The sequence below is a fragment of the Streptomyces sp. NPDC002490 genome (genome assembly GCF_040296045.1).
Classification (GTDB): Bacteria; Actinomycetota; Actinomycetes; order Streptomycetales; family Streptomycetaceae; genus Streptomyces.
The window spans coordinates 137,719-163,041 of record NZ_JBEOWM010000012.1; the positions used below are offsets into that span (position 1 = coordinate 137,719).

At 73.6% G+C, this 25,323-nt stretch carries 19 protein-coding genes; 10 read left to right on the forward strand and 9 right to left on the reverse strand.

The window, feature by feature from the left end; genetic code table 11:
* Positions 1-81: 81 nt before the first annotated feature.
* A complete protein-coding gene (locus tag ABT092_RS10640) occupies positions 82-978 on the reverse strand; it encodes an AraC family transcriptional regulator (RefSeq protein ID WP_351242055.1) in 897 nt (298 codons plus the stop codon).
* Between the two features lie 186 nt (positions 979-1,164).
* Between ABT092_RS10640 and ABT092_RS10645 the strand changes: the two genes are divergently transcribed.
* Both ABT092_RS10645 and ABT092_RS10650 read left to right on the forward strand, forming a co-directional pair.
* Entirely contained in the window at positions 1,165-1,323 is a 159-nt protein-coding gene (locus ABT092_RS10645; RefSeq protein ID WP_351242057.1) for a hypothetical protein, read from the forward strand.
* Positions 1,320-2,666 carry a glycosyltransferase gene (locus ABT092_RS10650; RefSeq protein ID WP_351242059.1) on the forward strand — a complete coding sequence of 449 codons (1,347 nt, stop codon included), beginning with the start codon at positions 1,320-1,322 and terminating at the stop codon, positions 2,664-2,666. Before ABT092_RS10645 ends, ABT092_RS10650 begins: the two co-directional genes overlap by 4 nt.
* Before the next feature lie 33 nt (positions 2,667-2,699).
* Here ABT092_RS10650 and ABT092_RS10655 read toward each other — a convergent pair whose 3' ends face one another.
* Together ABT092_RS10655 and ABT092_RS10660 are read right to left on the reverse strand one after the other, a co-directional pair.
* A complete protein-coding gene (locus tag ABT092_RS10655; protein ID WP_351242061.1) occupies positions 2,700-3,791 on the reverse strand; it encodes an ArsR/SmtB family transcription factor in 1,092 nt (363 codons plus the stop codon).
* A gap of 22 nt (positions 3,792-3,813) precedes the next feature.
* Complete coding sequence (locus tag ABT092_RS10660; protein WP_351242063.1) at positions 3,814-5,388, reverse strand: AbgT family transporter; 1,575 nt, start codon at positions 5,386-5,388, stop codon at positions 3,814-3,816.
* Positions 5,389-5,617: 229 nt separating this feature from the next.
* On the opposite strand from ABT092_RS10660, the gene ABT092_RS10665 reads away from it, so the two are divergent.
* Positions 5,618-7,519 carry a CocE/NonD family hydrolase gene (locus ABT092_RS10665; RefSeq protein ID WP_351242065.1) on the forward strand — a complete coding sequence of 634 codons (1,902 nt, stop codon included), beginning with the start codon at positions 5,618-5,620 and terminating at the stop codon, positions 7,517-7,519.
* A 174-nt stretch (positions 7,520-7,693) separates the two neighbouring features.
* Here ABT092_RS10665 and ABT092_RS10670 read toward each other — a convergent pair whose 3' ends face one another.
* Both ABT092_RS10670 and ABT092_RS10675 read right to left on the reverse strand, forming a co-directional pair.
* Positions 7,694-9,310 carry an adenosine deaminase family protein gene (locus tag ABT092_RS10670; protein WP_351242105.1) on the reverse strand — a complete coding sequence of 539 codons (1,617 nt, stop codon included), beginning with the start codon at positions 9,308-9,310 and terminating at the stop codon, positions 7,694-7,696.
* A 149-nt stretch (positions 9,311-9,459) separates the two neighbouring features.
* Positions 9,460-10,791 carry an NsdA family TPR-like regulatory protein gene (locus tag ABT092_RS10675; RefSeq protein ID WP_351242067.1) on the reverse strand — a complete coding sequence of 444 codons (1,332 nt, stop codon included), beginning with the start codon at positions 10,789-10,791 and terminating at the stop codon, positions 9,460-9,462.
* 619 nt (positions 10,792-11,410) lie between these two features.
* Between ABT092_RS10675 and ABT092_RS10680 the strand changes: the two genes are divergently transcribed.
* Positions 11,411-13,918 (forward strand): SufS family cysteine desulfurase, encoded by a 2,508-nt coding sequence (locus ABT092_RS10680; RefSeq protein ID WP_351242069.1) that lies wholly within the window; start codon positions 11,411-11,413, stop codon positions 13,916-13,918.
* A gap of 15 nt (positions 13,919-13,933) precedes the next feature.
* Complete coding sequence (locus tag ABT092_RS10685) at positions 13,934-14,425, forward strand: hypothetical protein (RefSeq protein ID WP_351242071.1); 492 nt, start codon at positions 13,934-13,936, stop codon at positions 14,423-14,425.
* Positions 14,426-14,444: 19 nt separating this feature from the next.
* Here ABT092_RS10685 and ABT092_RS10690 read toward each other — a convergent pair whose 3' ends face one another.
* Positions 14,445-15,149, reverse strand: a complete 705-nt coding sequence (locus ABT092_RS10690) for a ribonuclease H family protein (RefSeq protein WP_502968417.1) — start codon at positions 15,147-15,149, stop codon at positions 14,445-14,447.
* 231 nt (positions 15,150-15,380) lie between these two features.
* Here ABT092_RS10690 and ABT092_RS10695 point away from each other — a divergent pair, with 231 nt between their 5' ends.
* Positions 15,381-16,835 carry a glycosyltransferase family 39 protein gene (locus ABT092_RS10695; RefSeq protein ID WP_351242075.1) on the forward strand — a complete coding sequence of 485 codons (1,455 nt, stop codon included), beginning with the start codon at positions 15,381-15,383 and terminating at the stop codon, positions 16,833-16,835.
* Between the two features lie 21 nt (positions 16,836-16,856).
* Here the strand turns inward: ABT092_RS10695 and ABT092_RS10700 are convergent, their stop codons facing one another.
* Positions 16,857-18,944 (reverse strand): HelD family protein, encoded by a 2,088-nt coding sequence (locus ABT092_RS10700; protein WP_351242077.1) that lies wholly within the window; start codon positions 18,942-18,944, stop codon positions 16,857-16,859.
* Positions 18,945-19,137: 193 nt separating this feature from the next.
* Here ABT092_RS10700 and ABT092_RS10705 point away from each other — a divergent pair, with 193 nt between their 5' ends.
* The 4 genes from ABT092_RS10705 to ABT092_RS10720 all read left to right on the forward strand — a co-directional run bounded on the left by ABT092_RS10705 (position 19,138) and on the right by ABT092_RS10720 (position 22,996).
* Positions 19,138-20,250, forward strand: coding sequence for an ABC transporter substrate-binding protein (locus ABT092_RS10705; protein WP_351242079.1), 1,113 nt, complete (start codon positions 19,138-19,140; stop codon positions 20,248-20,250).
* 496 nt (positions 20,251-20,746) lie between these two features.
* Entirely contained in the window at positions 20,747-21,331 is a 585-nt protein-coding gene (locus ABT092_RS10710) for a DUF5753 domain-containing protein (RefSeq protein ID WP_351242081.1), read from the forward strand.
* A gap of 80 nt (positions 21,332-21,411) precedes the next feature.
* Positions 21,412-22,482 (forward strand): tRNA (adenosine(37)-N6)-threonylcarbamoyltransferase complex transferase subunit TsaD, encoded by a 1,071-nt coding sequence (tsaD, locus tag ABT092_RS10715; protein WP_351242107.1) that lies wholly within the window; start codon positions 21,412-21,414, stop codon positions 22,480-22,482.
* 187 nt (positions 22,483-22,669) lie between these two features.
* Positions 22,670-22,996, forward strand: coding sequence for a plasmid stabilization protein (locus tag ABT092_RS10720; RefSeq protein WP_351242083.1), 327 nt, complete (start codon positions 22,670-22,672; stop codon positions 22,994-22,996).
* A gap of 122 nt (positions 22,997-23,118) precedes the next feature.
* Here the strand turns inward: ABT092_RS10720 and ABT092_RS10725 are convergent, their stop codons facing one another.
* Positions 23,119-23,919 (reverse strand): DUF1963 domain-containing protein, encoded by an 801-nt coding sequence (locus ABT092_RS10725; protein ID WP_351242085.1) that lies wholly within the window; start codon positions 23,917-23,919, stop codon positions 23,119-23,121.
* 101 nt (positions 23,920-24,020) lie between these two features.
* On the reverse strand, positions 24,021-24,932 hold the full coding sequence (locus ABT092_RS10730; protein ID WP_351242087.1) for a DUF4232 domain-containing protein: 912 nt from the start codon (positions 24,930-24,932) through the stop codon (positions 24,021-24,023).
* Positions 24,933-25,323: the final 391 nt, after the last annotated feature.

Consider the following 25,323-nt stretch of genomic DNA (forward strand, 5'->3'; position numbering starts at 1 on the left):
AGCCGTGCGGGGCTTAGGGCAGGCTTACCTAAGTAAGGTAACCCCGATCCCATGAGGGTATGGCGACACTTTGTTCCGGTTTCACGACATGACGGACGGACCCGGAGGGACCCGGGGTAACGGGGCGCTCTCGTCCGTCCCGCTCACCGACCGGAAGTAGGCGGCGGGAGTGTGTCCGGTCACCTGGCGGAAGAGGTCGATGAAGGTGCTCGGATTGGCGTACCCGAGACGCCGGGAGACCGCCACGACCGGTGTGCCCGCCGCGATGTCGATGAGCGCGGACCGCACCCGGACCAGGATGCGCCACTGCGTGAGGCTGATCCCGGTGTCCCGCTGGAACCAACGCATCAGGGTGCGACCGCTCGCCCCCAACTCCCGCGCCCACTCCTCGGTCGTCCGGTCGTCGGCGGGGTCGGCGATGATCCGCTCGGCGATGATCCGCAGCCCCGGGGTCTTGGGGAGGGGGATGTCCAGGGACGCTGCCTGCACCGGGCGGATGAGGTCCACCCCGACCTGCTGGAGCCGTAGTCGCTCCTCGTCCGGCATGGCCTCCCGCTGGTTGTGGAGGAGGATCTCCCGCAGCAGTCGGCTCAACGGGATTCCGGTCACGGTGTGCCAGAACGTCCGGGTCAACTCGGGGTTGAGGTAGGTGGCGTACGTCACCGCACCCGCGCTGGCCTTGACCCGGTGCGGCATGCCCGCGGGGAGCCAGATGCCCAGCGCGGGCGGCACCAGCCAGACGTGATCGGCTGCTTCGACGGTCACGTTGCCCGTGGCCGACCAGAGCAGTTCGGGTTCCGGATGGGACGTCCACCCCCACTCCGTCGCGTCGTCCGCCACGAAGGTGCTGGTGGTCAGGAGCCACGGGGACTCCACCCAGTGCCCCGTGGAGGGAACGTACGGTATCCACTCCTGGGGCTCCAGGACGGGCGCCCCCCAGAGGCGGACGGGGGGCTCCCGGTGTCGCTTTTCCGTCATGCGACGGGACCATACCGGGATGCTCCGCTCGATCCGACGGCGGCACCGGGCACCGCCCCCCGACGCCCGTCCGGGTGATCGCGGCTCGATTTTCCGAGGCCGCACAGCACGGCGACCGGGTCCGTCGACCCCACCGCACGAGGATGTCCATCGGATCATCACACCATCGGTTGGGAGCATCCCCTCATGTACGGACACAAACTCGCCCACACCGGCATGGGCACGGTGGCAATCGGCGGCCTCTCCCTGGCCGTGGAGTGGCTGGTCGCCGTCTCCGCGCTGCTGGTCGTCTCCGGTGCCGTCCTCATCCGTTGGGCCTTCCACAGAGAACGTCCCCCGTCATGACGCCGGCGCCGGAGGTCGGCAGGCGCTCGGGCGCCCTCCTGGCCGCCGCGGCCCTCCCCCTGGTCGTCGCCGGCGTGTGGGCGGCGGTGCGGAGCCTGGAAGCCGCCGCGGTGATCGACGGACCCGGCTGGTCGCACGCCTGGCTGTGGGGGCCGGTCGGCGGCATCCTGCTGCTCCAGAGCGTCCTGTACGCCTGCGAGCGCCCCCACCGGGCCGCGGCCTCGGCCACCGCCTCGCTCCGGGTGGCGGTGCTCGTCCCCGTCTACAACGAGGACCCCGCCTATCTGCGCGCCACCCTCACCGCGCTCGCGGCCCAGACCCGCCGACCCGACGCCGTCCACCTCGTCGACGACGGCTCGGCCCACGACTACGCCGACCTGCGGACGTGGTGGACCGCTCACGCGCGCGAGGCCGGCATCCGCACCACCTGGCAGCGCACCCCCAACCGGGGCAAGCGCCACGCCCAGGCCCTGGCCCTCACGGAGGCGGGGAACCCGGACGTCATCGTCACGGTCGACTCCGACGCCACCCTGGTGCGCGAGGCGATCCACGAGGTGCTCCAGCCCTTCGCCGACCCCCGGGTGCAGGGCTGCGCAGGACTGGTCCTCGCCGCCAATCACCGGGCCACCTTCCTGTCCCGCGTCACCGACCTGTACTTCGTCGCCAACCAACTCGTCGACCGCTCCGCGCTCTCGCCGCTGGGCGCGGTCATGGTCGCCCCCGGCAGCCTCGCCGCCTACCGGACCCCCGTGCTCCGGGACAACCTCGACGCCTACCTCACCGAACGCTTCCTCGGCCGTCCCGTGCAGTTCTCCGACGACTCCCTGTTGACCCTCTTCGCCCTGCTCAAGGGACGCGTGGTGCAGCAGTCCAGCGCGATCGCCCTCACCGCCATGCCCGAGCGCACCGGCCACCACCTCCGCCAGTACCTGCGGTGGATGCGCGGCTCCACGATCCGCTCCCTGTGGCGCAGCCGCTACCTCCCCCTCACCCACCCCGCGTACATCGCCCAACTGCTGCGCTGGTTCCTCCAGTTGGTGTGCACCGGGGCGATCGTCTGGCTGGCCGTCCTGCACGCCCTGCACGGCAGCGCCCCCTCCCCCTGGGTCCTCGCCGTGCCCTTGGCCCTCGGCTACGCCCAGGCCCTGCGCTACCTCACCGTTCGACGCGACGACGAGACGACGGCCCACCAGGTCGGCACCTGGTTGCTGACTCCGGTGGCCCTGCTGTGGGCCGCGACCGTCCTGCGCTGCGTGCGCTGGTACGCGGTCCTCACCTGTGCCCGCACCCGGTGGGGCACCCGGGCCGACGGGCCGGAGGTGGCCCTGCCCGTGCCCGCGTGAGGTCGGTGGGGCGGACGCGTCCGCCCCACCGGTTCAGCGCGCCACGGTGGCGAGGACGTCCTGGCCGAGCCGCCGGATCACGTCCGTCGCCAGCCGGTGCCGGACCAGCTTCCCGTCCCGGGTCGAGCGCACCAGGCCCGCCTCGCGCAGGGTGCGCAGCGCCCGGGAGACCTGGGGTTCGGAGGACCCCAGGCGGGCGGCGAGCTCCGAGGTGGTGATGGGTTCGCCCAGCAGGTGGCGGCAGAGCTCCATCCGGGCCGGCGAGGTCAACGCCATCAGCCGCTGGTGCAGATCGCGCAGGGTCAGCTGTTCGTCCGGGGCGGACCCGCGCACCGCGTACTGGACCACCACGCACGACGGGTGCTCGTCCTTGACCGTCAGGTGCGGCCAGACCCGGGCGGACGGCACCAGGACCAGGGGGCGCGGGGCCACCTTCACCTCGTCGATCTGGAGCTTGTCCAACCGCACCCGCTCCCCCGGGCCGACCTTGACCGCCGTCGGCAGCAGCTCGGCGAGCACCTGCGCCGGCGGCCGGGTCGCCAACCGCCGGCGCACCTCCCGCGCATGGTCCTCCAGGGCGGGCCGCAGCGAGCGCCAGTCCTCCGCGAAGAACGCCGCATCGGCCGCCCGCAGCACCTCCAGCAACCGGTCCCGCAGGTCCAGCGGGGCCGCCAGCAGCTGCCGCGCCAGCTCGCCGCGGGCGTAGGAACGGCGCAGGCAGCGACGCACGTACGCCTCGCCCGTCGTGGTGCCGGCCCGCAGTTCACCGGGGGCCGGGGCGGGCTCGGCGGTGGTGCCCAGGACGCCGGGCGCCACCAGCTCCAGGAACTCCTCGGCCGACAGCGCCCCGATCTCCGCGAGTTCCTCGTCCAGGTCGCCCGCAAGGGGCAGGGTCCGGGGGAAGAACAGCCGGCAGCGGAAGCGGGCCCACAGCGGGGCGAAGAGGGAGAGCTCGTCCCGCAGCCCGGGGCCCGCCGCGGTGGCGCGCGCCGTCCAGTCGGCGGCCTCCGGGTGGTGTTCCGGTTCGGCGAGCACGTGCAGGCTCGCCATCAGTTCCGACAGCGCGGAGGGCCCGGCCGCCAGGTCTGCGGGGCCGAGCCCTCCGAGGTCGAGGACGATGCTCACACGGTCAGCGTACGACGGCGCCTCAGCGCACCGGCGCACCCGGGCCCAGCGGGATGCCCAGGGCGTACCAGACGAAGAAGAGCACCGTCCAGACCGCCAGCATGATCATGGCGACGGGCAGGGTGAAGGAGACCAGGGTGCCGATGCCGGCCTTGCGGCGCAGGGTCTGGAGGTAGCCGACGCAGAGCATGAACGAGGTGCTCATCGGGGTGATGGAGTTGGTGCAGGAGTCGGCGATGCGGTACAGCGCCATGGTGGTGGCCGGGTTGGTGCCGATCAGCATCAGCATCGGGACCAGGGCCGGGGCGACCAGGGTCCACAGGGCCGAGCCGGAGGTGATGACCAGGTTCAGCAGGGCGATCGCGACGATCAGCACGGAGAACAGCACCAGGGTGGGCGCACCCAGTTCCTTGAGGAAGTCCGCGCCCTCGACGGCGACGACCGTGGCGATGCCGGTCCACTTGAACAGGGCCAGGAACTGGGACACCGCGAAGAACAGCACCAGCAGCGGCGCGATGGAGCGCACGCCCTCCGCCATGAAGGCGGGGATCGCCTGGCTGTCCTTGATCTGCCCGGTCAACCAGCCGTACACGGTACCGATGACCAGGAAGAAGAGGGTGAGGAAGACCGCGATGGAGTCCATGAAGGTGGACTCGACGATCGCGCCGCCCTCGCCGCGCAGCGGGGAGGAGGCGGGCCACATCGCGAGGACGATCAGCAGGGCGTAGCCGATCACGGCGGCACCGGTCAGCTTCAGGGCGCGCAGCTCGGTCGCGTCGTCCACCTTGGCGGCGACCACCTGACGGGCCGCGGCGGCCTCCAGGTCGGCGTCGGGGACCAGGTGGTGCTCGCGCTTGGCGAGGATCTTGTCCACGACCAGGGCGATGGTGCCGGCCAGGACGAAGGCCGAGACGGTGGTGAAGTACATGTTGTCCGTCGGGCGGACCACCATGTCCTTGTCGATGATCTGCGCGGCCTCGGTGGCCACCTCGGCGAAGAGCGCGTCACCGGGGGCGATCAGCGGGTTGGCGTCGCCCGCGGCGTTGATGGAGACGAACGCGACGATCATGCCGAGCATCGGGGAGCGCCCCACGGCCCGGAACGCCACCGCGCCGAGCGGGATGAGGACCACGTAGGCGGAGTCGGAGAGGAACTTGCCGAGCACACCGCCGAGGGCGACGCCCAGCACCACGGTGCGCGGGGAGAGGCCCGACAGCATCCGGCGGGCCATCGCCTCGAAGAGGCCCGAGCGCTCGGCGACCGCGACGCCGAGCATCACCAGCAGCACGGTGCCCAGCGGGCCGAAGGTGACGAAGGACTCCTTGGACCCGGTGATCAGGTCCCGGACGGCCTCCGAGGAGAGCGCGCTGCGCACGCCGACCATGTCGCCGGAGGACGGGTCCTTCACCTCCAGGCCGCTGGCGTTCAGCGCCCAGCTGGCGACGGCCACGACGGCGAAGAGTATCCAGAACAGCCAGAACGGGTGCGGCAGCGCGTTGCCCGCGCGCTCGACCAGGTCGAGCATCCGGGAGCCACGGCCGCCCTTCTCGGGTTCGGCGGGTGGCACCGGTGAGGTGCTGGGGGCGGGACTGCTCATGGCGGGGCTCCTAGACAACGGCGAAACGGGACATGGCGCGGCCACGCCGCAAGCGATGCGCATCGGGGTCCCAGTGCCGCGCACACACCGTCGTGACGGCTCGCGGGGCTTTCCTGGGCTGCGCTGCACAGTAGGTCCCGCGTCCGGTCCCGTCACCGTCCGGCGGAACAGTTGACCTGATGAGGTCAAGTGATCGCCATGACCTGGGCCACTGTCTAGCGTCACCGGCGTGACCTCGAACGACTCCCCCGCAGCCGACCGCACCGAGCCCCTGATGGGGGGCGCCCTGTGGCGGCGCGCGCTGCGCGTGCCCCTGCGGGACGGCGTCCGCCTCGCCGCCGACCTGTACTCGGCCTCCCCCGAGCCGGAACGAGTGGCCCTGCCGGTGCTGTTGGAGCGCACCCCGTACGGTCGGCGCGCCCAGCGCGGCTCGGACCAGGACCGGGCCGGGGTGCTTCCGTCGCCCGAGGACATCGCGCGCCACTTCACCGACGCCCGCTACCACGTGGTGCGCCAGGACTGCCGGGGCCGGGGCGACTCCGAGGGGACGTTCGTCAAGTACCTCGGGGAGGGTCCGGACGGAGTGGACACCATCGACTGGATCGTCCGGCAGCCCTGGTGCGACGGTCGGGTCGTGATGACGGGCGTGTCCTACTCCGCCCACTGCCAGGCCGCCGCTGCCGCCGAGGGGGCGGAGGGGCTGGTCGCCATGTTCCAGGACTCGGGCGGGTTCTCCTCCGCGTACGACGCGGGGATGCGGATGGGCGGCGCCTTCGAGCTGAAACAGGCGACCTGGGCGCTGCGCCAGGCGGTGCGGAGCCCGGAGGCGGCGGCGGACCCGGTGCTGGCGGAGGCCCTGCGGCGGGTCGACGTGGCGGGCTGGTTCGGGGCGATGCCCTGGCGCCCGGGCTGCACCCCCCTGCGGCACCTCCCCGCGTACGAGGACTTCCTGCTGGAGCAGTGGCGCCAGGACGCGTTCGGGGACTACTACCGCAACCCCGCGCTGTACGGGCGGGGCCACTACGACCGGTTCCCCGACGCGCCCAGCCTGCACCTGGGCAGTTGGTACGACCCCTACGTGCGCTCCACCATCGAGAACTTCACCGCCCTCCAGGAGCTGAAGGCGGCGCCCTCGTACCTGGTGATGGGCCCGTGGACGCACGGGCACCGCTGCGACACGTTCGCCGGGGACGTGGACTTCGGCCCGGCCGCCACCCTGGACGGCAACCTCGCCCCGTCCTACCTGGAGTTCCGGCGCCGCTGGTTCGACCGGGCGCTCGGTCGGAGCCACGCCGCGGAGGGCGACCTGCCCGCCGTCCAGTACTTCCTGATGGGGGGCGGCGACGGCCGTCGGGACTCCGCCGGCCGGATGCGGCACGGCGGCGCCTGGCGCACCGACGTCCAGTGGCCGCCCTCCACGACGAGCCCCGTGGCCCTGTACCTCACCCCCGGGGGCGGACTGACCCCCGTCCCGCCAACGGCGCCCGCCGCGTCGGTGAGCTACGACTTCGACCCGCGCCGTCCGGTGCCGACCATGGGCGGCCAGGTCACCTCGGGCGAACCCGTGATGACGGGCGGCGCCTACGACCAGAACGCCCCGGACGCCCGGGTGCACGGGGCCACGGCACCGTACCTGCCGTTGGACTCGCGGCCCGACGTGATCAGCCTCAGCACCGGGCCCCTGACGCGCGACGTGGTGCTGGCCGGTCCCGTGACGGCGAGGCTCCACATCTCGTCGACGGCGCCGGACACGGACTTCACGATCAAGCTGGTCGACGTCCATCCGCCCAACGCCGACTACCCCCACGGGTTCGCGGTGAACCTGACCGACGGCATCCTGCGCTGCCGGTTCCGCCGCTCCTTCGAGAAGCCGGAACCGCTCGCCCCGGGCGAGGTGTACGAGATCGAGGTGACGGCTCCGGACACGGCCAACCGGTTCGCCGCCGGCCACCGCATCCGGCTCGACGTGTCCTCCAGCAACTTCCCGCGCTTCGACGTGAACACCAACACCGGGGAGCCGGAAGCGGCGGCCCGTCGCACCGTCGTCGCCACCAACACCGTGCACATGGACGCGGACCGCCCCTCGCACCTGACGGTGTGGGTCGAGGGGGGCGCGGACGCGCTCGGGTGACCCGCCGCGTTCCCGTCGAACCTCCGCGGGGACACCGCGCGGGGCGACCGGCTCGCCGCGCTCGCCTCCGCCCCGGCCCGCTGATCCCCCGGGCGGACGCCGGGCCCCGGTCCGCGGGGCGCCGCGGACCGGGGCCCGGCCTCGTGGGCCCGGCCCCGCAGGGCCGGGCGGCGGTCAGCGGCTCGGGGTGGCGTGGGCCCGTTCGAAGGCGGCGAAGGAGGTCTCCAGCCGCCATTGCAGCCGGGCCTTCGCGCTCTCCTCGATCAGTCGGCGGCACTCCCCCGAGCGGGCCCAGGTGCCCGGGCGTTCGCCCCGGCAGGCGTCGACCGGCCGGTATCCGCCGGTGGTCGGGTTGCCCCGCCACAGGCTGGCCCCGGGCAGGAACGCGTACTCCAGGGAGGCGCGGGCCAGGTCCTTCAGGTCCCGGTAGGCCAACCGGTAGGTGTCGGCGGCGTACCGGTACTCGTGGCTGATGTCGATGCGGGACACCCCCGGGTCGTCGGTGGCCAGCACCACCGGCACGCCGTGGGCGCGGTACGTCTCGAAGGGGTGCTCGGCGCCCCGGACCCCGAGGATCTGCGCGTTGCTGGTGAAGGGCACCTCCACGGCGACCTCCCGGGCGGCCATCGTGCGCACGGTGCCCTGCCAGTCGTCCTCGTGGACGAGGTCCACCCCGTGTCCGATCCGCTCCGCGCGGGCCACGTCGACGGCCTCCTTGACGTGGAAGGCGAGGTCGGCCGGCTTCACCAGGCCGGGCCGGAGTTCGCCGGCGTGCAGGGTGACGTGGGCCCGCGGGTAGACCCCGCGCAGGTATCCGATCATCCGCATCTGGAGGCGGTAGTCCCGCAGGGAGGTCTCCCAGTCCTCGGGCTGGACCAGGTTGATCGCCACGAACCGCCGGTCCCGTTCGGCCAACCGCATCCCGAGGGCGATCTGGGTGAAGACCCGCTCCGGGGCACTGGCCCGGGACACCTGGGAGATCCACCGCACCGTCACCCCGCAGCCCGGGCGGGCCCGGTCGGTGCCGCAGCGCGCCTCGGTGCGGAACTCGGCGTCGGCGTCGTCCGCCTCCTGGCGGGCACGTGCCACCACCGCGTCGAGCTTGCCCTCCCGCAGCAGCTTGCGGTGGAGGGCGGCGGGGTCTGCGTCCCAACCGACCTCGGCGGCGAGCTCCTTCGCCTCCTCCGAGGCCGGGCTGACCATCGTCTCCAGGTACGACTGGTTCTGGCGTGCGACGACGTCCGCGTACTCGGCGAGGAGCTTGCCGCGGTGTCGCCAGGTCACCTCGCCGAACTTCCCGAAGGTGTCGAAGAAGTGGTCGTGGCCGTTGCCGTCCGGGGGGAAGTCCTGCATGGACCAGGCGCGCACCACGGCCTCGCGGAACTCCCCGTCCGTCAGCGCGTCGGCGGCCGGCCGGGTGCCCCGGCCGCAGGGCGGTGCGAGTGCGGTGAGGGTGGCCGTGTCGATGCACAGGCCGTCCTCGGCGGCCAGCCGGATCAGGTACTCGGGGGAGACCGCCCCGGACAGGTGGTTGTGCAGTTCCCCGCCCTTGGGCATCCGGTGGAAGAACTCCCGTGCACGGTCCGGGTCCTGACGGACCGACTGGAGGAAGGCGTCGGTCCGGACCTCGGCGGGGGTCACCGGACGGGGCGCCGGTGCGGCGCCGAGCGGGGTGCCGCCCACGGGGGCGGGGGCGGCGGGGGTCGCGGCCGGGGCGGGCGACGAGGACAACAGGCTGAGGGCGGCCACGACGGGGAGCACGTGTCGGGCGGCGCTGCGGCGGGGCAACATCACCCGAGCATGATCGGCGCACTCCCGGGTCCGACACGGCACGACCGTCCGGGCGGGGAGCTCGACCACTCGACCGAGTGACCGCACGGCCCGGCTGCGGGCGGGACCGTCGAACCCCCGGTAGGGGAACGCCCGTTCTGCGGGCGGGTTCAGGTGCCGGCGGACCAGGGCAGGTCGAGTCGGGAGCGCAGCGCGGCACGCCGCAGGACCTCGGCCGCGGCCGGGTGGCGACCGTGCGGGCGCAGGTGCCCGTGCAGTTGGCGCACCGCCGTGTCGACGGTCGCGGAGGACAGCGTCGCGCTCTCGTCGAGGAACGCCGCCCAACTGGCGCAGGCGGCTTCCACCTGGCCCCGGCGAACCTGGAGTTCGGCGGTCCGGGCCAGCATGAAGGAGCGCGGCCACGGGAAGCCGGCCGGGCAGGTGTGCACGCCCTGCCGGAGGGCCCGGATCGCCGCCGGGGCGTCGCCGCCGTGGTAGTGGGTGAGCGCCTCGTAGTAGTCGACGTGCGCCCGTACCAGGTGCACGGCCGCGTCCGACCCCCGGGCGACCTCCGCGATCTGCCTCCGCGCCTCGCGGATGCCGGAACGGGCTGCCTCGTGCTCGCCGTTGGCGGCGCTGGCCGCGGCCAACTGACCTATCAGCAGGGCTCGTTGCTTGCCGTCTGCGTCCCGCCCGTACTCCAGTGCCGTGCGGGCCAGGTCGGTGGCGACCTGGTAGTGGCCGAGCCAGCGCGCCTGCATGCTGAGCATGCGCAGCGCCTTGGCGACGGCTTCGCGGTCTCCGCCGCCGGCGGCCAGGTCGGCACTCGTCAGATAGGCGCGCTGGGCGACTCCGTGGAGTTCGTCGTCGTAGTGGACCGAACCGCAGATCCGGGTGAGGGTGGCCACGGCCCGCATCGTCTGCCGGCGGGTCTCGGGGCGGGCGGAGGCGTCCGTGTCGGGCGCGACGGCTTCGGCGAGGTAGTCGACGAGGGGTTGGCGGACCGGGCGGGAGCCGATGGTGTAGGCGTTGCGGGCGAAGAGTTCCGTCATGGCGCGCAGGGATCGGACGCTTCCGCGGACGAGGACCGGTCCGGCGCGGTCCGTCGCCGAGGCGGGGCTGCTGAGTCGGCGGGGCAGTGCGACCAGGTCGGCCAGCGAGTATCCGCACCGGGCCGCCGGGTCGTCGCAGGTCACCAGTGCGGCGAGGGGTCCGGCGGAGGGAAGCGGCGGCTGCGGGGCGGGCGGCTGCGCGAACCCGGCCTCCTCCGGGGTGACGCGGCGACCCAACCTCCGGGCGAACGCTTCGACGACCAGCTCGGGCACGGGGTCGCGCGGCCGGCTCCCGCGGAGCCACTGGGCGACCGAGGTCCGTTCGTACCGCAGGCCCAGGCCGACCTCCGCGCCGAGCCGGTTGACCTCCCGGGCGAGCCGTCCCCCGCTCCAGCCGCAGGTTCCCAGCAGGCCCCTGAGCGCGACGTTGGGCGTCCTCGGCGGTGTCATCGGATCCACCCCCCGGTGGTGTGCACGGTCGTCCCGAGTGGACCAGGAAGTATGCCAAGGGCATGGGTCCGAGCCCAAGTGCCCGGTCGGCCCGCCCTGCTCCGCGGCCGGAACCGCACGGATGCCGAAGGGCGGCGGAGCCCTGGCATCGCTCCACGCCCCCTGCACGCCCGCCGATCGGCGGGTCCCCGGCGCGACCAGCGCGGACGGCGGCGGCCGGGTCCGGCACCCGGGCACGGCGCTCCGCCCCCGGTGAGGGCGGTGCGCCGGTCGACGCAGAGACGGACCGCGCAGGCGGTTCACGTCTTCCGCAGGAGGACGGTGTCATGCATCCGAACGAGGAGGAAATCAGCCTTCGACAGGAACACCGTTGCCCTCCAGCCGAGTTGCGTCGTCCCGGGCGGGCCCGCCGGGTCCCCCGCGGCAGGAAGCGCGCTTCACGCCCAGGTCCGCTTCCCGCTTCCGGGCCGCTTCCCGCTTCCGGGCCGGACGGACCGTGACAGCACCCGTCCGCCGGGGCAAGGTGACACGACCCCCGCACAACCCCGTTCCCGTCCCCACCCGAGGGAGCGGGGAGTTCCGTCCTTCCTGCCGGACGACACCCCCACGGAGGCACCCCGTGAATCCTTCCGCTCCGCTCCCCCGTTCCTGTACCTGCGCCGCGCACCGGGCGGTCACGGAACCGGCCGCCCCCGGGCGGCCCTCCGCGCCCCTGGACGCGGCGGTGATCCGGAAGGACTTCCCCGTCCTCCAGCGCACCGTCCACGACGGGCTGCCCCTCGTCTACCTGGACAGTGCGGCCACCGCGCAGAAGCCCACCGCGGTGTTGGAGGCGGAGGCCGACTACTACCGGCTGCACAACGCGAACGCGCACCGCAGTCACCACGCGTTGGCCGACGAGGCCACGGAGTTGCTGGAACGGGCCCGGGCCAGGATCGCCGCCTTCATCGGTGCGGCACCCGAATCCGTGGTGACGACGAAGAACGCGTCCGAGGCCTTGAACCTGGTCGCCTACGCGATGATGAACGCCTCCCACGCGCCCCGCGAGTTGCGGTCCTTGGCGCTGGGTCCCGGGGACAACGTGGTGATCACCGAGATGGAGCACCACTCCAACCTGATGCCCTGGCAGCAGGTGTGCCGGCACACCGGGGCCGAACTGCGCTGGCTCACCATCACCCCCGACGGGCGACTCGACCTGGACGGCCTGGAGAGGACCGTCGACGAGCGCACCCGGGTCTTCGCCTTCACCCACCAGTCCAATGTGTACGGCACGGTCAACCCGGTGGACGTGCTGGTGGCCCGCGCCCGTGCGGTGGGCGCGCTGACGGTCCTGGACGCCTGCCAGTCGGTGCCCCACATGCCCGTGGACGTACAGGAGTTGGGCGTGGACTTCCTCGCCTTCTCGGGCCACAAGATGTGCGGGCCGACCGGGATCGGCGTGCTCTGGGCACGGCCGGAACTGTTGGCCGCGATGCCGCCCTTCCTGACCGGCGGCGAGATGAACGACTCCGTGTCCATGACGGGCGCGGAGTACGCCGATCCGCCCCAACGCTTCGAGGCGGGGACTCCGGTGATCGCCCAGATGGTCGGGCTCGCGGCGGCCTGCACCTATCTCGACGGGCTGGGCCGGGACGCGATCGCCGAGCACGGGCGACGGCTGACCGCCCGGGCCCTCGACGCACTGCACGCCCTGGACGGAGTGCGGATCGTGGGCCCCCCGGACACCCTCGACCGGGGTCCTGCCATCTCCTTCGCGGTGCGGGACCTGTACCCCGACGAGGTGGGTGCGCACCTGGACCGGAGGGGCATCGCCATCCGGGTCGGCCACCTGTGCGCCAAGCCGGCCTGCGTGCGCTTCGGCCTCCCCGCCACCGCCCGTGCCTCCTTCCACCTGTACACCACCGAGGAGGAGGTCGACACGTTCACCGACGCCCTCGCCGAACTGGCCTCCTCCAAAGCCGGCGTTCCCCCCGCCGCCCGGCCGGCGAGCGAACGGGCCCCCGCAGCCGCCGCCACCGCGTCCGCACACGCGACGGCCGTGGGCGCCCCGCCGGACCGGGGGCTGGCCGAGGCCGCGGCGGCCTTCTCCGACACCGTCCTCGCGGACGCCGCAACGGCCGCCACCGCGCTCTCGGTCTCCCTGGGCGACCGGCTCGGACTGTACCGGGCGATGGCCGGCGCCGGCCCCTTGAGCCCCGCCGAACTCGCCGCCCGCACCTCCACCCAGGAGCAATACGTCCGCGAGTGGCTGCACACCCAGGCGGGATCGGGATACGTCCGCACGACGCACGACGCGGCGGGCCCGCCGCGCTACGCGCTCCCGGACGCCCATGCGCTCGTCCTGGCCGAAGCGGACGCCCCGCAGGCGGCGGTGGGCATCTTCGGGGCGCTGGGCAGCCTCTTCGCCGTCGAGGACCGGCTCGCGGACTGCTTCCGGCGGGGCGGCGGAGTGGACTGGAGCGAGTACCCGCCGCGCATGTTCAAGGCGGTGGCCCGGTTCTTCCGCCCCGCCTACCGGGCCAACATCGTCCAGAAGTGGATCCCGGCCGTGGACGGCCTGGCCGAACGCCTCGCCCGCGGCGCGACGGTGGCGGACGTGGGGTGCGGGGTGGGCTACTCCACCCTGCTCATGGCCGACGCGTATCCCCGCTCGACCTTCCACGGCTACGACTACCACCACGCGTCCGTCGAGCGGGCCAGGATCATCGCCGAGGAACGCGGTCTGGACGACCGCGCCCACTTCCACGTGCTCGCCGCCGCGGAGTTGGACTCCGGCCTCCCGGCGGCCGACCTGGTCACCCTCTTCAACTGCCTGCACGACATGGGCGATCCGCTCGCCGCGCTGCGGGGCGTCCGCAGGCTGCTCGCACCGGGCGGGGCGGTGATGCTCGTCGAGCCCAACGCCGGGGAGGACCCGCAGTCCAACGCCCATCCCGTCGGGCGGTTGTTCATGGCGCTGTCCACCGCGCTCTGCCTGCCCGCGGCCGCGGCCCAGAACGGGCCCCTCGCCCTCGGCAACCACGCCGGGGAGGAGCGGCTGCGCGACCTCGCCCGGCAGGCCGGTTTCACCGGCTGGCGCAGGGTCGCGCAGACCCCCCGCAGCGCCGTGTACGCGCTCACGGTCTGAGCGGGGAGCACCGACGTGAGCGCCGTTCCCGGGGACGCCGTGCTGCTGGCGACGGCCCCGACCCGCCTCCACCGCGCCCTCGACGGGCTCTCCCGCGCCGAGCTGGAACACCTGCTGCACCGTGCCCACGGTCTGCCGGGGCCCCTCCCGCACCGGCGCCTCCTGGTGGAGGCCCTGGTCCACCTGCGGCGCACGGGCCGGAGCACGTACCGCTTCGGCTTCCACGCCGCCGTCGCACGGTACGAGGCACCGCCCGATCCCGTCGCCGTCCGGCACCTGGTCCGGGTGGCCCTGGCCCCCGCCACCCGGGTCCGGATACTGGGCGAGCCCCATCACGGCACGGTCAGGCACCTGGTCGTCTCCGCCGACCCGCCCGACGCACGGCCCGCGCCCTGGTACGTGGTGGCCGTGGACGCCCTGGAACGCTGTCGGGCCCACGGTTCCGACGAACTCGAACTCTGTTCCCAAGCCCCCGGGCCCCGGTCCGTCCGCACCGCCCGGCGGTGAGGACGGCGCCCGGGGACGGTCACGCCTCCTGCCCCTCCGTGCGGCATCCCGGATGCCCCCAGCCCCCGCCCACCTTGGCGATCTTGCTGCCTGCCGCGTACGCGGTGCCGCACGGGCAGCGGCCGGCGAACTTCGCGGTGATGACCCGAGCGCCGCCGGTGCGCGCGGGGGGCGCGCTCCGCTTGCGCGGGGTCCCGGACCGTCGTGCCGCAGGGCGCGGGGCGCCCGCCCGCTGCGGATCGGGGACGGGCAGGTCGTGGCCGCGCGCGGTGCCCCCGGCCTGCTGGGTGTCGGCCGCGTCGCTCGCGGCCTGGTCGGCGATGGCGTTCAGCAGGTCACCGCCCTGCTGGTGCGCCCGGACGTGGACGAACTCCACCTCACGGCCCGCCAGCAGGGCGTCGATGCGTTCGACGAGTTCACGGTTGGCCACCGGGCCGCCGCTGGCCGTCCGCCAACCGTTGCGCTTCCAGCCCGGCAGCCACTGGGTCACGGCCTTCATGGCGTACTGCGAGTCCATGCGCACCTCCAGCGGGGTGCGCGCCGGGGTGGCGTCCAACAGGCGCTCCAACGCGGTGAGCTCGGCGACGTTGTTGGTGGCGGTGCCCAGCGGGCCGGCCTCCCAGCGCTCCGGTCGTCCCTGCTCGTCGGCGATCACCCACGCCCATCCTGCTCTCCCGGGGTTCCCCTTCGACGATCCGTCGGCGGCTGCGGTCATGCGGTCCATGCCCGGGATCATGCCATCAACGAGGTCGGAGGCGGCCCCTGCCCGGGGCGGGGGAACACCGGCCCGGCGCCGTCGATAGACTCCTGCGCACCGGCCGCCACCACCAGGGGGACGGGTGCGTCCGTCCGCGTCGCACCCGCCCGCGATCCGCGGCCGGACCGACCGCGTTTCCTGCACGTCCGCGGACCGCCGACCACGGTCCGCGCCACTTCCACGGGGCCCAGCACCTTCATGACTTCCCACACCGCCGTCCGTAGGATCCGTGCACCCCTCTGGCTGCTCCCGACGGTGTGGACCCTGGTCCTCGGCGCCTGGGGACTCTCCCGGCAGGACAGCGTCTGGCGGGACGAGGCGGCGACCTGGCAGGTGGCCCAGCGCTCCACCGCGGAGATCTGGCACACGCTGGAGCACGTCGACGCCGTGCACGGGCTCTACTACCTGGTGATGCACGCGCTCTTCGACGTGTTCGGGCCCGGCACCACGACCCTGCGGTTGCCGTCCGTGCTGGCCGTCGCGGTCGCCGCGGCGTGCGTCACGGTCCTCGGTCAGCGGCTGGTCGGACCCCGGGCCGGACTGGGCGCGGGACTGGTGCTCGGGCTGCTCCCGGCCGTGCAGTTCCACCTCCAGGAGGGGCGACCGTACGCCCTGGTCACGGCCGGGGTCGCGCTCTCCACCCTGTTGTTGGCAGCCGGATTCGAGCGGCCCGACCGGTCGCCGTACTGGGCCGCGTACGGCACCGCGGTCCTGCTGTGCGGGCTGCTGAACTGGTTGTCGTTGCTGGTGCTGCCCGCCCACCTGGTGACCCTGGTGTGGACCCGGGCACCGCGCGGCACGTGGAAGCGTTGGGCAGCCGCCTCGACCATCGCCGTGGCGGGTGTGCTGCCACTGGTCCTGTTCTCCCGGAGCCAGTCCCAGCAGGTCGCCTGGATACCGCCGTTGACCTGGCACATGATGATCGGCCCGGCGGTCCTGTTGGCGATCGGCGGACTGGGGGCCCTGCTGGACCGGCCCCGGGCGGGCCGGCCGTCGGCGGCCGCCGTCGGGTTCCCCCTGCTCGCCGTGCCGCAACTCGGCCTCGTCTCCCTCTCCTTGGTCAAGCCGCTCTTCCTGGACCGGTACGTCCTGTTCAGCATGGTGGGTCTGGCCTTGCTGATCGGGACCGCGCTGGACGCGGCGGCCCGAGCGGCCGGCGCACGGTTCCCCGGGGCGTCGAGTTGGCTGCTGCCCGTGGTGGTCGCCCTGACCGCAGGGGCGCTGCTGCCGCAGTCGCTGGCCAAGCGGTCCCCGGCGAGTCGGGTGGACGACGTCGTGGCGATAGCCGTGGAGGTACGGCAGTTGAAGCGGAACGGGGACGCCGTGCTCTTCATGCCGGCGGAACGCCGCGACACCGAGGCGCTCTCCCCCGGCGCCTTCAGCGGTCTGCGGGACATCGCCCTGGTGAAGGGGCCGGAGGAGTCCGGGACGCTGAAGGGCAGGGAGGCGGACGAGGCCCCGATCCGGGCCGCGATCCTGGCCCAGCGGCGCGTCCTGCTGGTCACGGATGCGACGGGGGTGGCGAAGCCGCCGTGGACCGCTCGGGACAGGGCGAAGGCGTCCGTGCTCAAGGAGCACTTCGCCGTGGTGGCGGACCGGCAGGTCCGTGGGCGACGGGTGACGGTGTACGCGCGCCTCGAACCGGTTCGCTGATCCGGCCCCGGGGTGAGCTGTTCACGCCGTGACGACGGCGATGGTGCACAGTCTCTTGGTCGCACGCGTGAGGGCGACGTACAGGTCGCGCTCGCCGCAGGGTCGGGCTGCCGCGATCTCCTCCGGGGCGACGACGACGATCGCGTCGAACTCCAGGCCCCGGGATTCGGAAGCCGGCACGAGACGCGCCCACCGCGCGACGTCCGCCGACCTCAACTCCGCGACTCGGGCGTCCGCGCAGATCACGCCGAGCAGGTCCCCCGGGTGCGCTGCCGCCTGCGCCCGGAGCTCCCCGACCACCGTGGTGGCGACGGAGTGCGGGCGGGCAGCGAGGTGGCGGGGAGCGTCGCCGTGGCGGATCGCCCGGCTCGGGGTCCGACCGGGGGCGATCCGCGCCAGCAGGCCGTGCGTGCTCGCGAGGATCTCCCGGGTCGTGCGGTAGCTGACGGTCAACGTGTGCAGGGAGAACCTGCTGCCGAGATGCGGGCCCAGCACCTGGGACCAGTCGCTCGCCGCCGTCGCGGGGCCCGCCTGGGCGAAGTCACCCACCAGCGTCATCGACCTGGCCGGACAACGGCGCATCACCATCCGCCACTGCATCGCGGTCAGTTCCTGGGCCTCGTCGACCACGACGTGCCCGAACGACCGCTCCGGCAAACCGTCCACCAGGGCCGCCGCCTCGTCCAGCAGCGGCACGTCGGCATCCGTCCAGGGGGCGTCGGGCGAACGCACCAGCCGGGACCGGTCGTCGCCGGTGAGCGAGGGCAGGTGCCTCGCCAACGTGCGCGCGTCCGCCAACAGGGTGCGTACGACCGCGTCAGGTGTCAGCCGCGGCCAGAGCGCCTCCACCGCACGGTCGACGTGGGCGTCGCCCGCGAGGTCCGCACGGACGGCGTCCGCATCGAACACCTCGGCCGGATCCGCGGTCGGTGCTTCGTCGAAGCCGAGGGCCCGCAGATCGGCTGCGGCCGCGGCGTCGAGGTCCAGGCCCGTACTCTCGGCGAGCTCGGCATCGATGCGTTCGAGGGTCTCGACGGCATCGCGCTCCAGGGCGTCCGTGACCGCGCCGATCAGGTGCTCCTTGAACGCCTCCCGCGCAGGGTTGTGCGCCAGACCGCTCGCCAGCGCGGCCTCCCGCGCCCCTGCGACCTCCACGCTCTCCAGCCGGGCCGACTGCCGGCCCACCCGGACCGCGAAGCCGCCGACAGGTGCCTGTCGGGAACGCACCAGGTCCGCGAGCGCCCCGGCCAGCGCGGCACTCCCCTTCAGACGCGCGACGACGAGCGACTCCACCGCTGCGGGCACCGCCCCGGGCAGCTCCGCGCACGTCGTCAGGAGCACGCCGTTCTCCCCCAGCGAAGGGAGCACCTGGGACACGTAATCGAGGAACCGCGCGTTCGGCCCGAGCACCAGCACACCGCGCGCGGCCGCTCCCGGGAACGCGTACAGCACGTATGCCGCCCGGTGCAGCGCAACCACGGTCTTCCCCGTACCGGGGCCGCCCTGCACCACCGTCACTCCCCGGTGCGGGGACCTCACGATCGCGTCCTGCTCCGTCTGCAAGGTCGCCACCGCCGCACGCATCCGCCCCGTGCGCTGTGCTTCCAGCGCCTCCGCCAGCGGACCGTCACCGACGACGTCGCCGGCCGCGGGCGGCGATCCATCCAGCAACTCGTCGCTCACCGCACGTACCGCACGACCGTAGACCCGCAGATGTCGCCGCCGCCGCAGCCCCATGGGGTGGACGGTCGTCGCCTCGTAGAAGGACCGCGCCGCATCCGCCCGCCAGTCGACGAGCAGGGGCAGGTCCCGGTCACCGACGTGCAGGCCGAGCCGTCCGACGTGCAGGACGGTTCCGTCCGCGCCGTCGACCCTGCCGAACGCCAACCCCTCCTCGGCACCCTCCAGCCGACGGATTTGACCGGCCAGACGCTCTGCGGCGACATCGCGCGCGTACACCTCGCCCGCGCTGTCGACCGATGACCTCAGCACGTCCGCCAGCTGGACCCGTGCATCCGTCAATCGCTCGTCGAGCACCCGGTACATGGCGGCCACACGGGCCTGTTCCACCTCGACCTGCCCCGCGGCAACCTCATTGGACTGGGACAAAAAGCCGCCTTCCCCTCGACCCGGCCCTCCACTATGCAGCCACATCCCTTCGAAGGTAAGGCTTGACTTACCTCTCCGGGTCGGCCGCCCGCGGAGACGGCACCACTAGACTCCCGGTGAGCGCGGACCGCCGGCCGGGCAGGCACGGTCCGGGCGGACGGCGACCGCATCGTGCCGAGGGAGGCCGCGTCCGGTGAACACGCCGTCAGCACCGTCCGGGGCGGAGCGCACCGACCGGTCGCCCGTCCGCCTGGGCGTTCTCGTGCCGCTGACCCGGCCCGGGTGGGTCGAGGCGGGTCGCCACCTGCTCGCAGGACTCGACCTCGCCGTGCGGGAGGTCAATGACGGTGGCGGCATCCACGGCAGGCCCCTGGAGTTGGTGGTGCGGGACACCGCTGCCGATCCGGCGCGGGCCGTGGCGGTCGTGGACGAGTTGGCGGGTCTGGGCGTGGTCGCCCTGGCGGGCGAGTACCACAGTGTCGTCGCCCGGGCCGCCGCGTCCCGCGCCGACGCCCTCGGCGTGCCGTTCCTCTGCTCCTCCGCGGTGCTCGACGCCCTCACCGAGGGGCCGACCCCGTGGGTGGCGCGACTGGCTCCGCCCCAGTCCCACGGGTGGCGGGTGTATGCGGAGTTCCTGCTCCGCTCGGGCCGACGCCGGATCGCCGTGGTGACCCAGCCGAGCGTCTACTGGGCCTCGGGGACGCGGGTGCTGCGGGGGCACCTCGCCCGCCACGGCGGCACCCTCGTCGAGTTCGACGCGGACGCGTTCCCTCCGCGGGCCCTGTGCGACGCGCTCGCCGAGCACCGTGCGAGCGCGCTCCTGCTGCTGGTCGGGGTTCCGGAGCCGGCGGTGCCGCTGGTCAGGGCCGTCCGGGGGGACCGCAGGCTGACCGAGGTCCTGATCGGCGCGCCGGCCGGGCAGCCGGAGTTCGCCGGTTGGACCGCCGAGTTGGGCGGGGACGGCGCCGGGATCCCGTTCCTCCGCTACCTCCCCGAGTCCCCCGGCCCGCTCGGTGAGCGCGTCGGGAGGGAACTCCACGAGCGGCTCGGCACAGCGCCCTCCTTCGTCGCCTTCGAGGGCTGGGACAGCATCGCCGTCCTCGCCGAAGCGCTGCGCACCCACGGCACGGACCGGGCGGCCGTCGCCCGGTCCTGGCCGCACCTGGTGGTGGAGGGAACCCGTGGGCGGATCCGCTTCTCCCGTGTGCCCGGCACGGGCGTCTGGCAGTGGGCCGGGGCACCGGTCCAGGTCGCGGACCGGGATCCGGCGGCGCCCGATCGCCTGAGGGTGCTCGACGTCCGCTGAGCGTCCGGGCGTTCGCCCCGCGCAGCCCCCGCACCGGGAGCCCGTACGCGAGGGACGACCTCCGGGACCCGCCTTGCCCCATCGTGCCGGCGCTGCGGTCACTACCGGCCTTCCGCCTCGCTGCCGCCGGCGCCGTGGTCGTGGCCCTCCTCCTGCCGCGCGGCCTCGGTCGTCCGACCGGGGCCCTGCCCCTCCCCCGTGGGGGACGGATGGCGGGGGCGGCTCGGCCCGGGAGGGGACGGCTCGCTCCGGAGAGGGTCGGATGCGTCCTGCGCTCGATGTCGGAGGGATGTCGACCGGTGCGTTCCCGGGGGTGCCGCGGCGGCGGCCCCGACTCGTCAACCCGGCTGCGGGCCTCCTCGCGAACCGCCCGGACGGCGTCGCTCCTCGCCGTAGAGTCCGCGATGAGCGCCGTCCGTCGGCACGGCGGCGCCCTCTTCGGCCCCGCACGGGACGCTCGGGATCAGGGGCCATCGCCTGACCAGGAAGGAACCGCATGATCTCGTTCGAGCCGGAGTTCTCCGAGTACCTGGACGTCGAAGAGGAAGCGACGGTGATCCGCACGTTCGAGATCGGGCTGATCTCCGGCCTGTTGGCCACGACCGAGTACGCGGCCGCCGTGGAACACGCGGCCGTCACGTACGGGATGCGCTCGATCGACGACGCGGCCAGGCGGGTCGCCCGGGTCGCGGTGCGCCAATCCGCGCTCTTCGACGGGGAGCGACCACCGCAGGTCTTCGTGGCCCTCGACGAGAGTTGCCTTCGGCAACGCGTCGGCGAACCAGCCGTCATGGAACAGCAGTTGCAGCGGCTGATCGAGATCGCCTCGCTGCCCACCGTGTGGCTCCAGATCGCCCCGTTCGCCATGGGGGCGGCGCGCTCCTTCGATTTCCCGATCTCCATCCTCACGATGCCCGACCGCTCGCTCGTGTCCTACTCGGAGTCCGCGCTCAGGGGGGACCTGGAACAGGACGACGCCCGGGTGCTGCCGTTCCTGCGGTCCTACCACCACCTCCAGGCCGCATCGCTCTCCCCCCGGGACTCGGTGAAGCTGATCAACCGGGTGCTCCAGGAGCTGTAGGCCCCGCGGAACCGGATGTGAACACCGAGTCTTGTTGCCCATATATTGCATGTGCACACAGCATGCAGAAGGAGATGGCGATGGGCGGACGGGTGGTACTCGGGATCGAATCCTCGTGCGACGAGACCGGCGCCGGGATCGTCCGGGACGGGAAACTCCTCGCCCACGTCGTGGCGTCGAGCATGGACGAGCACGCCCGCTTCGGCGGTGTGGTGCCCGAAATCGCGGCCCGGGCGCACCTCCAGGCGTTCACCCCGGTCGTGCGCGAGGCCCTTGACCGGGCCGGGCTGCGGCCGGGCCAGCTCGACGCCGTCGCCGTCACCACGGGCCCCGGGCTCTCCGGCGCCCTCCAGGTGGGGCTGGCCGGGGCCAAGTCGCTCGCCTTCGCGGTCGGGGTGCCGCTGTACGGGGTGCACCACCTCGCCGGGCACGTCGCCGCCGACACCCTGGAACACGGCCCGCTGCCGGCACCCTGCGTCGTGCTGATCGTCTCCGGCGGTCACACCTCCCTCCTCCTGGTGCGGGACCTGGTCGGCGAGCCGATCCTGCACCTCGGTGACACGCTCGACGACGCGGCCGGCGAATGCTTCGACAAGGTGGCGCGGGTCCTGGGGCTGCCCTACCCCGGCGGCCCCGCCATCGACCGGGCGGCCCGGACGGGCGACCCGCACGCCGTGGCCTTCCCGCGCCCGCTGTCCCGGCCCGGCGACGACCCGTACGCCTTCTCCTTCTCGGGGCTGAAGACGGCCACCGCCCGCTGGGCCGAGGGACACCGGCTGCGCGGCGAAGCGCTGCCCGTGGCGGACGGGGCAGCCGCCCTCCAGGAGGCCGTCGCCGACGTGCTGACCCGCAAGGCCGTCGCCGCCTGCACGGCGTACGACGTCAAGACGCTGATCGTGGTCGGCGGTGTGGCGGCGAACTCACGGGTCCGGGCCCTCGCCGAGGAACGGTGCGCCGGGAACGGCATCGAGCTGCGCGTACCGCCGATGACCCTGTGCACCGACAACGGCGCCATGATCGCGGCCGTCGGCGAGCTCCTGGTGCGCTCGGGGGCCGAGCCCGCACCGCTGGACGTGTCCATCGACCCGTCCGCGCCTCTGGAGTACGCCTCGCTCACCCCGCTCCCCGCCCCCTCCCTGCACACCGCCTGACGGCCGTGCTCGCCGGCCGGCCCCCGGCCCCGCACCCCGGCGGCCCGCCCTCCCCCCGCGAGGTGGCCGACCAGCGCGCGTGCCTGCGGAGCCCGGGGAGGAGCGGCCACCCGCCGCACGTGCGGTTGCGGTCCCCGCCGGAACCCTCCTCCATGGAGGGGAAGACACCCGACGGAAGGACCGCGCCATGCCGAGAGGTTCCAGCCCCAAGAGGGAACGTCAGTACGAGCACATCAAGGAGTCCGCCCGCAAGCGCGGCGAGTCCACCCGGCGCGCCGAGGAGATCGCCGCCCGCACCGTCAACAAGGAACGCGCCCGCGCCGGCGAGTCGAGGACCGCGAGCCGCACGTCGACGCACGACCCCAAGTCAGCCGCCCGACGCGGCGGACAGCGCTCCCACAGCGGCGCGCAGGGCCCCACCAAGGACCAGCTCTACGCGGAGGCCAAGAAGAGGAACATCGACGGCCGCTCCACCATGAACAAGCAGCAGCTCCAGAGGGCACTGGGCCGCTGACACCACCCCCGGCACGGCGACGGAACCCCAGCCGAGCACCACGAGCGGTCAGACGCCGTTCACGCCTCCGGGAGCCCCGGTCCCCGCCCGCCCTGGCGTCCGCGGTCGGGGCGGCGCCGCCCTCAGTGGCAGTCGTGTCGCGTCGCGTGCGGCATCCCGGGGCACTCGGTGCAGACGAAGAGGTAGACGCCTCCGGCGTCGCCCATGTCCATGTCGACCTCGTCGTCGCCCGTGACGCTCAGCAGGTGGGCCATCCGGTGTCCGGCCGCGCAGGACGGCCAGTCCGGCAGCTGGGTCCACGCGGGGTAGCCACCGACCTTGGACTCCAGTACGCAGGCCAGTTCCGTCAGGAAGAACCCGTGCTCCTCCTCGGCCCGCAGCACGAGCGTCCGCAGTTCCTCCGACAGGTCCCGGTGGGGATGGTCGAGGGCCTCCACCGGGGACAGGGTGCACGGGTTGGGAAGGAAGTCCGCCTCGTACTCCCCGTCAGCCGGGCGCGGCACCTCGTCGGGACGGCCGGAGGGCACGATCGCGGACTCCGTGCGCCAGTGGAGGGCGGGACGCACCGCCTCGGAGGGCTCGTCGGGGTGGAGCAGGGTGCACCAGAGCAGTTGGAGGACGTCCGCGCCTTCGGGGAAGGGCAGGTCGGGGACGTCCCGGGCGAAGAGCTGGAGCACCGGGACCATGGGTACCGGGCCGGGCGGTACGGTGCCGACCCCGTCATGGTGGTCCCGCCGGTCGCAGAAGGGCCACGGGGTGTCCCGGGGCCACAGCAGCGGGCCGCCGAGGGAACTCTCCTGCGGTGTCGGTGCGCCCCGCTTCGGGCGCAGGACCGTGGTCCGGCGGGCCAACGGCGCCAGCTCGGGGACGAGTCGGCTGATGTCGAGTGGTGGCGGGACGGCAGGGCGGTGGGGCGGCAGCACGGCTGTGTCGGCTCCTTCGGTGGGCAGGTGGGCCAAGTGGTCGGGACTGCTCGGGGTGGGGCGCAGGGCCGGGAACCCGTCGGGTCAGGACCGCCCGTCCGTCACCCGCTCTTCTTCTTCCAGGCGCTGACACCCAGCTTCCCGGTCGTCCCCAGGTCCAGCTCCGGCACCAACGTCACCGGCCGGCCGCCCGGCTTCGGAAGCAGCCGGACGTACGGTGCGGCCGTCGCTCCGCCGGTGCCGGTATGGGTGTTGCGCCACATCAGACCCGTCGTCGCGCTCTGGCCCGGCGCCAGTGTCACCGGGCGCGGCGGCGCGTCGAAGCCGGCCACCTCGGCGATGTCCCCGCCGCCGGGCAGGACTTGGACCTCGTGGAGCGGACGGTGGTCCTCGTCCAGCGGGGTCAGCCCGGGGTGGCCGTCGAGCGCGTAGGGGCGGGTTCCGCAGTTGGTGAGGGTGATGCCGACGACCCGGAGGCCCATCGCCGCGTCCCCCTGGTCCGCGGTCACCCGGACGCCGGACGGGGGGCACGCACCGGGCGGGGCCCCGACCTCGTCCGAGGGGACCGAACGGACCTCCGCGATCTCCACCCGGGCGGCACCGCGCCCTTCCGGAGGGAGGGGCGGTGCGGTGAAGGTGCGCCGCACGCTCCGGCCCGCCGGCACGGCTTCCACGGTCACCTGATCGGTGCTGCGCACCACGTCGGAGGAGACGCTCGTCACGGAGAAGGCAACGGTGTAGGTGTACGGCTCATGCTTCCCGTTGGCCACCTCGAACTCAGCCGTCCGCTCGCGGCCGGTGCAGTGCTCGGGCGCCGGCTCGAACCCCGTCGTGCTGATGATCCGCACGCCCCCTGTCGCATCGGGCGCGCCGGCACCGGCCGACCCGGGCGAGGGGGACACCGCGATCCGGCAATCGTCACCGTCCGAGGCCGTACCACCGTCGCAGGCGGTCAGGGTCGAGATCGCCACGAGGGCGACGGCGAGGGGCAGTTGCGTGGTGGCGGGGCGCATCGGCCCACCTCATCAGCAATGGGGTTCCGGCACCATGATCCGCGCCACACCGCGCCCGGTCGCGCTGCGCGGACGACGTCGAATCCGGCCGGCTCATCGTGTGCCCGGAGCCGTCGGCGCGTGTCACCCGACGGGAACCCTGCCCGTCCGACCGTCCCGGTCTGCCCTCCGGGGCCTGGTGCGGCGATCTTCCACCGCGGATTCCGCTGGACCAGGTGATGACACTCCTGCAGAGTGTCGGCATATCCCGTGACGCCTCCCAGCAGTCACCTTCATCCCCCCAGGCACAGTCACCGCGGGGTGTCAGTCGGTGTGGTCGAGGGCGGCGGTGACGATGCTGTCGGTGTCGATGTGGTGGTGGCGGTAGACGTCTTGGATGGTGCCGGACTGG

What these genes read in the sequence shown, in the direction of transcription:
- ABT092_RS10690 (WP_502968417.1), bottom strand. Translation starts at nt 15,149, where the DNA reads ATGGACCGCATGACCGCAGCCGCCGACGGATCGTCGAAGGGGAACCCC.
- ABT092_RS10670 (WP_351242105.1), bottom strand. Translation starts at nt 9,310, where the DNA reads ATGTTGCCCCGCCGCAGCGCCGCCCGACACGTGCTCCCCGTCGTGGCC.
- ABT092_RS10675 (WP_351242067.1), bottom strand. Translation starts at nt 10,791, where the DNA reads ATGACACCGCCGAGGACGCCCAACGTCGCGCTCAGGGGCCTGCTGGGA.
- ABT092_RS10695 (WP_351242075.1), top strand. Translation starts at nt 15,381, where the DNA reads ATGACTTCCCACACCGCCGTCCGTAGGATCCGTGCACCCCTCTGGCTG.
- ABT092_RS10710 (WP_351242081.1), top strand. Translation starts at nt 20,747, where the DNA reads ATGATCTCGTTCGAGCCGGAGTTCTCCGAGTACCTGGACGTCGAAGAG.
- ABT092_RS10730 (WP_351242087.1), bottom strand. Translation starts at nt 24,932, where the DNA reads ATGCGCCCCGCCACCACGCAACTGCCCCTCGCCGTCGCCCTCGTGGCG.
- ABT092_RS10650 (WP_351242059.1), top strand. Translation starts at nt 1,320, where the DNA reads ATGACGCCGGCGCCGGAGGTCGGCAGGCGCTCGGGCGCCCTCCTGGCC.
- tsaD (WP_351242107.1), top strand. Translation starts at nt 21,412, where the DNA reads ATGGGCGGACGGGTGGTACTCGGGATCGAATCCTCGTGCGACGAGACC.
- ABT092_RS10720 (WP_351242083.1), top strand. Translation starts at nt 22,670, where the DNA reads ATGCCGAGAGGTTCCAGCCCCAAGAGGGAACGTCAGTACGAGCACATC.
- ABT092_RS10640 (WP_351242055.1), bottom strand. Translation starts at nt 978, where the DNA reads ATGACGGAAAAGCGACACCGGGAGCCCCCCGTCCGCCTCTGGGGGGCG.
- ABT092_RS10645 (WP_351242057.1), top strand. Translation starts at nt 1,165, where the DNA reads ATGTACGGACACAAACTCGCCCACACCGGCATGGGCACGGTGGCAATC.
- ABT092_RS10660 (WP_351242063.1), bottom strand. Translation starts at nt 5,388, where the DNA reads ATGAGCAGTCCCGCCCCCAGCACCTCACCGGTGCCACCCGCCGAACCC.